The organism is Streptomyces sp. NPDC048483 (assembly GCF_040651455.1).
GTDB lineage: Bacteria > Actinomycetota > Actinomycetes > Streptomycetales > Streptomycetaceae > Streptomyces.
Window position 1 is genome coordinate 1 of record NZ_JBEZJZ010000196.1, and the last position, 8,228, is coordinate 8,228.

Annotated in this window: 8 protein-coding genes and 1 pseudogene; 4 read left to right on the forward strand and 5 right to left on the reverse strand. The window is 71.8% G+C overall.

The window, feature by feature from the left end:
* The first annotated feature begins 294 nt into the window (after positions 1-294).
* Positions 295-501 carry a hypothetical protein gene (locus AB0D04_RS41570; RefSeq protein WP_362712608.1) on the forward strand — a complete coding sequence of 69 codons (207 nt, stop codon included), beginning with the start codon at positions 295-297 and terminating at the stop codon, positions 499-501.
* A gap of 104 nt (positions 502-605) precedes the next feature.
* Here AB0D04_RS41570 and AB0D04_RS41575 read toward each other — a convergent pair whose 3' ends face one another.
* A complete protein-coding gene (locus AB0D04_RS41575; protein WP_362712609.1) occupies positions 606-1,706 on the reverse strand; it encodes a Ku protein in 1,101 nt (366 codons plus the stop codon).
* Between the two features lie 220 nt (positions 1,707-1,926).
* Between AB0D04_RS41575 and AB0D04_RS41580 the strand changes: the two genes are divergently transcribed.
* Both AB0D04_RS41580 and ligD read left to right on the forward strand, forming a co-directional pair.
* On the forward strand, positions 1,927-2,736 hold the full coding sequence (locus AB0D04_RS41580) for a DUF2785 domain-containing protein (protein WP_362712610.1): 810 nt from the start codon (positions 1,927-1,929) through the stop codon (positions 2,734-2,736).
* Between the two features lie 149 nt (positions 2,737-2,885).
* Entirely contained in the window at positions 2,886-3,800 is a 915-nt protein-coding gene (ligD, locus tag AB0D04_RS41585) for a non-homologous end-joining DNA ligase (RefSeq protein ID WP_362712611.1), read from the forward strand.
* 216 nt (positions 3,801-4,016) lie between these two features.
* Here ligD and AB0D04_RS41590 read toward each other — a convergent pair.
* Positions 4,017-4,150: pseudogene (locus AB0D04_RS41590) on the reverse strand (cation transporter); the annotation flags it as partial.
* 266 nt (positions 4,151-4,416) lie between these two features.
* On the opposite strand from AB0D04_RS41590, the gene AB0D04_RS41595 reads away from it, so the two are divergent.
* Positions 4,417-5,076: an endonuclease gene (locus AB0D04_RS41595; RefSeq protein ID WP_362712612.1), complete on the forward strand. Its 660-nt coding sequence runs from the start codon at positions 4,417-4,419 to the stop codon at positions 5,074-5,076.
* Positions 5,077-5,151: 75 nt separating this feature from the next.
* Here AB0D04_RS41595 and AB0D04_RS41600 read toward each other — a convergent pair whose 3' ends face one another.
* From AB0D04_RS41600 to AB0D04_RS41610, 3 genes are all read right to left on the reverse strand, one after another.
* Entirely contained in the window at positions 5,152-5,469 is a 318-nt protein-coding gene (locus AB0D04_RS41600) for a hypothetical protein (RefSeq protein ID WP_362712613.1), read from the reverse strand.
* Between the two features lie 287 nt (positions 5,470-5,756).
* Positions 5,757-8,144 carry a phosphoketolase family protein gene (locus AB0D04_RS41605; protein ID WP_362712614.1) on the reverse strand — a complete coding sequence of 796 codons (2,388 nt, stop codon included), beginning with the start codon at positions 8,142-8,144 and terminating at the stop codon, positions 5,757-5,759.
* A 2-nt stretch (positions 8,145-8,146) separates the two neighbouring features.
* A complete protein-coding gene (locus AB0D04_RS41610) occupies positions 8,147-8,221 on the reverse strand; it encodes a DUF5133 domain-containing protein (RefSeq protein WP_362712615.1) in 75 nt (24 codons plus the stop codon).
* Between the last annotated feature and the right edge of the window lie 7 nt (positions 8,222-8,228).

The following is an 8,228-nucleotide window of genomic DNA, read 5'->3' on the forward strand; positions in this document are numbered from 1 at the left end:
ATCAGAACACCGAGCTCATGCCGGCTGACTGCCTCTGATCCTGCAAGGTGGCACACGCCTGGTCGCCGCGGGTGGTGGGCACGGCGGCGTCGCTGTGTGAGGTCCTGACGTCCTGAGGCCCTGACCCGGGAACCGGCGAAGCCACCCGACCGGCCTCGTCCTACCAGGCCATAGGCGTGGATCTTGGTGACTGAACGACGGTCGGGCCGGTTAGCACCGCGGGCCCGGCCTGCGGGCGGAGTCCGCCAACCTTGCTCACACCTCAGTTTGGAGAGTGCAGTGCGTCGTAGCCATGTGTCCAGCGCGATCGTTCTGGCGGCCGGAGTCCTCGGTGCCCTGGCGGCCCCCGCGCAGGCCGATACCCCCCGGCCGGACGACCGGTCGAGCCTTGCGGAGGAGGTCCTGCCCATCGCGCGGGGTGTGCTGAACCCCGTCTCCGAGCTCAGCGGGATCCAGTGGGGCCTGATGCCCAGCCCGACCCGGTCGGGTCCCCTCGGCTGACGGCGCGCGGGCGAAGCGGGCCGGCCGGCGGCGGACGATGCACCCGGCCGACTCGCGGTCCGAAGCCGGGCCGCGGCGCGAAGCGGGTGGCGAGGGGAGACGTGTCAGCCGGCGCGGCGGCGCGGCTTGCTAGCCGTCTTCTTGGCCGCGGTCGTCCTGCCGGTCGTGGATTTGCTGCTGGTGCCGGCGGACTTCTTGGCGCCGCTTGCCTTGGCCGTGGAGCCGGTGGACTTCTTCGCGTCGGTGGACTTCTTGGCGTCCGTCGACCGGACAGCCGTCCGCTTGGCGGCCGTCTTCTTCGCGGCGGTCTTCGTCGTGCTCTTCGTCGCGCTCTTCCTCGCGGCGGTCTTCTTCGGCGGACGCCCGGTCAGCGAGGTGACGGTGGCGGTCCCGGGGGCACCCTCGTCCTCCTCGCCCTCCTCTCCGCGTGACTTCTTCGCGGCGCGAACGCTGTCCTGCAGGGCCGCCATCAGGTCCATCACCTGGGCCGCGGGCTTCTCCTCGGCGGCCTCGAAATCCGGCTCGCGGTGCGCCAGCTTCGCCGTCACGATCTCCTCGAGCGCCTCGCGGTAATGATCGTGTACATCGTCCTCCGCCAGCTCGCCGTAGGAGTCCATCAGGCTCTCGGCGGCAGCCACCTCCTTGGTGCCGAGATCCACCTCGCCCTCCGGCAGCACCCCCTCCATCGGACGGATCTGGTCCGGCCACAGCAGGACCTGCATTACCAGTGCATCCTCGACCGGCCGGATCATGGCCAGCGTCTCCCGCCCGTGCAGCGCGACCTTGCCGAGTCCGACGCGCTGGTGGCGCTCCATGGCGTCCCGCAGCAGGACATAGGGCTTGGCCGCGGCCGTGCCGTCGGCGCTCAGGTAGTAGCCCTTGCCCATCTGGAGGGGGTCGATGTCCCCGCCGTCGACGAAGGCCAGGATCGTCAGCGTCTTCGCGGTCGGCAGCGGCAGCGCCTCGAGATCCTCGTCGCTCAGCGGAACGACCGTGTCCCCGTCGGCCTGGTAGCCCCTGCCGATCTCGTCCTGTGTGACCTCGACACCCTCGAGGGAACACACCGGCTGATTACGCACCCGCCCGCCGTCCGCCGTGTGGATCCGTACGAAGCTGACCGACGCGGTCGTGTCCGTGGCGGAGTAGGCGGCCACCGGGATGGTGACCAGGCCGAAGCTGATGGAGAACTTCGCCGTGGGGCGCATGAGGGCCGCCTTCATCGGTGCCTGCCGGCGTGCCAGGCGTGCCGGCGGATTGTGGTGTCGGCGCTGAAGGCCATGCTAGGCGGGGTTGCCGGGGTGTACATCTCAGGCGGTGGCCGGTGGGCGACGAGCCGTGGGCTCCTGGATGCCGTACTTGTGGGGATCTCTGTGCCGGGCTCCCTGGCACGTGGAAGGCTGACGCGGTGACTACTGATGGTGTCCATTGGCCGTCGATCGCCGCCGATGGCTTTCCCTGCCCCACGCCATATCGGCTTCCCGGCTCGGCGACGAGCTCTCGGCCATGCTGGTGTCTCCCGACCCCGAGGTCCGTGACGCGTACGCCTACACCGCCGCCGCGCGCTGGATCCAGGACGGGCACCTCGATGAGGTGCTGGAAGACCTCGGTGACACCGCCGCGGACCGATTCACCCACCCGGAGATCCAGGCCCGCAGCTTCGCGCCGCTCCTCCTCCGGTGCATTCTGACGCGCGGACAGACCGTCCCCGGCGTCGTGCCGGAGGCGGCCGCGGAGCGCTGGTACGCCGGTTTCTCTTCCTGGTACCCGTCCGAGCGCGACACCCGCGGCTGGGACGACTCCCTGGGCTGGCTGCACGCGGTTGCCCACGGCGCCGACGCGGCTGCCGCGTTCGCACGGGCGCTGCCCGCCCGCCGCACCGAACTGCTGGAACTGTGCGCCCACCGGATGACGGCCGTGCACGCCGACTACCGCTACGCGCAGCTGGAGGATGCGCGTCTTGCCCGCGCGTTCAGCCTCATCCTGCTCGCCCCCGGCTTGACGGCCGAGCAGGCCACCGGCTGGCTGACCGTGGTGACGGACGCCCTCGACGGAGGAGGCCCCGGCCCCGTCCCACCCTGGGCCTTCAACACCTTCGCCACGCTGCAGTCCCTCCACGTCCACCTGACCTGCGGCCTTGCCGACCAGGGGGTTCCGCCGCATGCGCCGGTCGTTGCCGCACGGGTTGCCGACGTCCTCCGCCTGCCGTACAGCTGGCTCGCCCTGCCGGAAACCTGAACCGGAAGAGGGCCGTGGCCCGCGGAGGGGAGGGGCGCGGCCAAAGGGGAGGGGCGCGGTCGCGACGGAGCGGGCGGCACCGCGACACGGGGCCGCCGCCACCCGTAGGCACGAGACTGCGGCCGTGCCGATCGGGTACACCCGCCCCCATGAGTGATACGGACAGCGTGCGCGCGGGACGGCGGACCGTGCGCCTTCACCGGCCGGACAAGGTGCTGTTTTCTGACGACGGGTTCACCAAGGCCGATGTGGTCGACCACTACCGGCGGGTGGCCGCGGCGATGGTGCCGCAGTTGCGCGGGCGGCCGCTGATGCTGGAGCGGCTTCCGGAGGGGCTGGGCGGGCCGCAGTTCATGCAGAAGGACACCCCCGGTCATTACCCCGACTGGGTCCGGCGCGCGGAGGTCGCCAAGGAGGGCGGCACGGTCACGCACACCGTCTGCGACGACAAGGCGACCCTGCTCTTCCTCGCCGACCAGGCATGTCTGACCCTGCACCGCTGGCTGTCGCGCGCCGACCGGCCCGATACGCCGGACCGGCTGGTGTTCGATCTCGACCCTCCCGGCGACGACTTCGAGCGGGTACGGGAGGCGGCCCGGTGGCTGCGGGAGCTGCTCGACGAACTGGAGCTGCCGGCCGTCCTGATGACCACCGGCTCGAGGGGGCTGCATGTGACCGTGCCGCTCGACCGCAACAGCGATTTCGCCACGGTCCGGGACTTCGCGCAGCAGGCGGCGGAGGTGCTCGCGGCGCGCCACCCGGACCACCTGACCACCGCCGTACGCAAGCAGGCCCGCGGGGACCGGCTCTACCTCGATGTGCAGCGCAACGCTTATGCGCAGACGGCCGTCGCCCCCTGGTCGATCCGGGCGAAACCGGGGGCGCCGGTGGCGACACCGATCAGTTGGCGGCAACTGGAGGATCGGGAACTCACCGCGCAGAGCTGGTCGTTGAAGGACGTGGCGAGTGTCGTGGAACAGCTGCGGTCCCGGCCGTGGTCCCGGGTACCGGGGCGTGGGCGTTCGCTGCGGGCTGCCCGTAAGCGGCTGGATGCGCTGCGCTGACCCGTACCCGTACCGGCCGCACGGCCTGAGGCTCAGCCCGCACCCTCCGCCCTGCCGTCTTCGGCCTTGCCGCCCTCCGCCCCGTCGCTGTCCGCTCTGACCGCTCCCTCATGGCGGACTTCACCCGTACCAGGACCCCTTCGACCTCCTCGCTGTCGAGCCCGCCGACCAGATCGATACGGGCCGCCACCAGCGTCGACCGGGTGCGTCGGGGGCGCGTTTGCTGCGCTTGAGTGAGGCGAGCAGAAAGAGTTCGTTGAGGCTGTCGGCCACCGAGTGCGCGGCTTCTGAAGGAGGCCAGGCGACCCCGCGTAAAGACCGCCGACCACCTTGGCCAGCGCAATCACCATATTGGCGGCGAGCGCGACGATGACGGTGACCGCCGTCCTGGCGTCTTCGCCCTCCCCATTGCGGGACAAGCGTGGCTTCCGCGAGGAGCGGTATCTGTTTCACCTCACACCTGCCGGCACACCTATACCGGCACACCCGTACCGGCACAGTCGATCGACGGAGGATGTCGCGTGGCCGCCACTGTATGCAGGGACGTGAGCGAAGGCGCCGTGGAGGGCTTCGGCAATGACCCCGCCGGAGCGCATACGTCTGCCGGCGGCCGGTCATGAGCGCGGACAGCGGACACCGGGCCCTCGTCCGGGCCCTGCTGGACCGGCACGGCGAGACCTACGCGGAACAGTGCGGCATCAGGGTGCGGAACACTCCGCAGCCGCTCTACCAGGTCCTGGTGCTGGCCGATCTGCTCAGTACGCGGATTCGTGCGTCGGTGGCGGTCGCGTCGGCGAGGACCCTGTTCGACGCGGGGATGAGCACGCCGCGCCGGATGCTCGACGCCACCTGGCAGCAGCGCGTCGACGCGCTCGGCGAGGGCGGCTACCGGCGCTACGACGAGAGCACCGCCACCCGGCTCGGCGAGGGGGCCGCGCTGCTGCTGGACAAGTACGGCGGCGATCTGCGGCGGATGCGGCAGGCGGCCGATGGCGAGGCCGGTGAGCTGCGCCGGGCGCTTCAGGAGCTGCCGGGTGTCGGGCCGACGGGGTCCGCCATCTTTCTGCGGGAGGTGCAGGGAGTCTGGACGGAGTTCGCCCCGTTCCTGGATCCGAAGGCCGTGCAGGGGGCGGAGCGGCTCGGGCTGCCGGGGGACCGTACGAAGCTGGCGCGACTGGTCACGGAGAACGAGGCGGCCGCGTTCGCCTCGGCGCTGGTGCGTGCGGCGCTGGACCAGCAGCTCGCCGAGGAGGTGCGGGAGGCCGCGGCGGGCTGACGGGCCGCGGCGGGCCGCCTGCACACAGGGGACACCGTCATCAGGGGACGTCCTACGTCCCGCCCCCCCCGCACCTCACACGACCAACGCCGCCAGCATCGTGACCCCCGCCGGGAACCACGCGACTGGGGCGGCGGTGTGGGCGTCGGCGGCCGGACGCAGGCTGGGGACGAGTCCCACCGACAGCGCCCCGGCGAGCAGGACGGCGGGCACGGTGCGCATGGTGTCGGGGACGCGGGACAGTCGGCCGCCGCGGGTCTCCGGCTCCAGTTTGTTGTTCGTCGACGCTGCCGAAGCGATCCAGGAGGATGCGGGCCGCGCGGTGGACGAGGGCGTGACGGCCGGTGCGCCGAGGGCCGGCGCCGCCGTACCCGCGGACGTCAGACATCCCATCACCTCCGCGGCGTACCGGGGGAGCCGCCGGCCCGCCCCGGACGACGGGATCGACCACGGGGCGGGAGCCGGGGGCGATGTCGGAGATCACGGGGGCGGTGCCGCCGTCCAGCCGTTCACCGGCGGCCGGCCGCGCAGGCGGCGAGGAGCCGACCGGCTACCGCGGCCCCAGGCTCACATGCGGGCGGGTGGCCACCGGGTCACCGCGCCGCGGGTTACTCCGACGGGACGTGGGACGTGGGACGTGGGACGTGGGACGTCCAGCCCACCCCGCACCCGGCCCACCCTCACCCACTCCACGTCCACTCCGCCACCTCCGGAAGGTCCGTCCCGTGGTCACGGATCCACGCGTGATGGCGGTTGCGGACATCCGCCATGGCCTGGCGCAGGGCGACGGCGCGGACGCCGAGGCCGGGAACGCGGTCCACGACGTCCATCACCAGGCGGTAGCGGTCGAGATCGTTGCGGACGACCATGTCGAAGGGCGTGGTGGTGGTGCCCTCCTCCTTGTAGCCGCGGACGTGCAGATTGCGGTGGCCGGTGCGGCGGTAGCTGAGGCGGTGGATCAGCCACGGGTAGCCGTGATAGGCGAAGATCACCGGCTTGTCGGGGGTGAAGAGCGCGTCGTACTCGAAGTCCGGCATCCCGTGGGGGTGTTCGCCCGGGGGCAGCAGCCGGGCCATGTCCACGACGTTGACGACCCGTACGGTCAGCTCCGGCAGATGGCGGCGCAGCAGGCAGGCGGCGGCGAGGGTCTCCTGGGTGGGGACGTCTCCGGCGCAGGCCAGGACGACGTCCGGGTCGCGGCTGCCGTCCTCGGTGCCCGCCCAGGCCCATGCGCCGGCGCCGCGGGCGCAGTGGGCGCGGGCCTCGTCGAGGGTGAGCCAGTCGAAGCTCGGCTGCTTGCCGGCCACGATGACGTTGACGTAATCGCGGCTGCGCAGCGCATGATCGGTCACCGAGAGCAGGGTGTTGGCGTCCGGCGGCAGATAGACCCGGACGACCTCGGGACTCTTGTTGAGGATGTGGTCGACGAAGCCGGGGTCCTGGTGGGAGGAGCCGTTGTGGTCCTGGCGCCAGACGTGCGAGGTGAGCAGGTAGTTGAGGGAGGCGATGGGGCGGCGCCAGGGGAGCCGGCGGGCGGTGCGCAGCCATTTGATGTGCTGGTTGACCATCGAGTCGACGATATGGGCGAACGCCTCGTAACAGGAGAAGAGGCCGTGCCGCCCGGTGAGGAGATAGCCCTCCAGCCAGCCCTGGCACAGATGCTCGGAGAGCACCTCCATGACCCGGCCGTCGCGCGCCAGATGCTCGTCGGTGCCGAGCGTTTCGGCCTGCCAGTCCTTGCCGGTGGCCTCGTAGAGCGCCTCCAGACGGTTGGAGGCGGTCTCGTCGGGGCCGACGACGCGGAAGTTACGGCGCTTGGCGGTGGCCGCCATGACGGCCCGCAGCATGCCGCCGAGCACCCGGGTCGGCTCGTGCAGCACGGTGCCGGGCCTGTCGACGTCCACCGCGTGCCGCTCCAGGGGCGGGATCGGGAGGTCGTGCAGCAGGAGCCCGCCGTTGGCGTGCGGGGAGGCGCCCAGCCGTCGGGAGCCCTCCGGCACACAGGCCAGGACGTCCGGCCGGGGCGCGCCCGACACGTCGAAGAGCTCCTCCGGGCGGTACGAACGCAGCCAGGCCTCCAGCTGGTGGCGGTGGTCGGCGTGATCGCGTACGCCGGACAGCGGGACCTGGTGGGAGCGCCAGGTGCCCTCGACGGGCTGTCCGTCGACCTCGCGGGGCCCGGTCCAGCCCTTGGGCGTCCGCAGCACGATCACCGGCCAGTGCGGCCGCTCCGTCTCGCCTCCGGAGCGGGCGCGGCGCTGGATGTCGCCGATCCGGTCCAGCGCCCGGTCCATGGCGGCGGCCAGCGCGTCGTGCACGGTGGCGGGGTCGTTGCCGACGACGTACAGCGGGTCGTGGCCGTAGCCACGCAGCAGGGCATCCAGCTCGTCGTGCGGGATCCGGGCGAGCACGGCCGGGTTGGCGATCTTGTAGCCGTTGAGGTGCAGGATCGGCAGGACGGCGCCGTCGTGGACCGGGTTGAGGAACTTGGTGGCGTGCCAGGAGGCGGCGAGCGGCCCGGTCTCCGCCTCGCCGTCCCCGATCACACAGGCGACCAGCAGCCCCGGGTTGTCGAACGCCGCCCCGTAGGCATGGGTGAGGGAGTAGCCGAGCTCGCCGCCCTCATGGAGGGAGCCGGGCGTCTGTGGCGCGACGTGGCTGGGGACACCGCCGGGGAACGAGAACTGCCGGAACAGCCGCTCCATGCCCGTCCGGTCCCGGCTCACCTCCGGATACGTCTCGCTGTAGGTGCCGTCCAGCCAGGAGTTGGCCAGTACGGCGGGGCCTCCGTGGCCCGGACCCCATACGCACAGCGCCTCCAGACCGCGGGCCTTGATGACGCGGTTGAGGTGGGTGTGCACCAGGTTCAGGCCCGGCGAGGTGCCCCAGTGGCCGAGCAGTCGCGGCTTGATGTGCTCGGGGCGCAGCGGCTCGGTCAGGAGGGGGTTGGCCATCAGGTAGATCTGGCCGACGGACAGGTAGTTGGCGGCCCGCCAGTGGGTGTCCAGGGTGCGCAGTTCGGCGGGGTCGAGGTGGGTCGGCGCGGGCGTCGTCGGTGCGTCGCGCATGCTCATCTCCTCGCGAGATAGCTCTCCGCCGCGATGATCGCCTCGCGGGTGGTACGGCGGCCCGTCAGGACGCACAGGGTGTAG

What these genes read in the sequence shown, in the direction of transcription:
- AB0D04_RS41575 (WP_362712609.1), bottom strand. Translation starts at nt 1,706, where the DNA reads ATGCGCCCCACGGCGAAGTTCTCCATCAGCTTCGGCCTGGTCACCATC.
- ligD (WP_362712611.1), top strand. Translation starts at nt 2,886, where the DNA reads ATGAGTGATACGGACAGCGTGCGCGCGGGACGGCGGACCGTGCGCCTT.
- AB0D04_RS41595 (WP_362712612.1), top strand. Translation starts at nt 4,417, where the DNA reads ATGAGCGCGGACAGCGGACACCGGGCCCTCGTCCGGGCCCTGCTGGAC.
- AB0D04_RS41600 (WP_362712613.1), bottom strand. Translation starts at nt 5,469, where the DNA reads ATGGGATGTCTGACGTCCGCGGGTACGGCGGCGCCGGCCCTCGGCGCA.
- AB0D04_RS41605 (WP_362712614.1), bottom strand. Translation starts at nt 8,144, where the DNA reads ATGCGCGACGCACCGACGACGCCCGCGCCGACCCACCTCGACCCCGCC.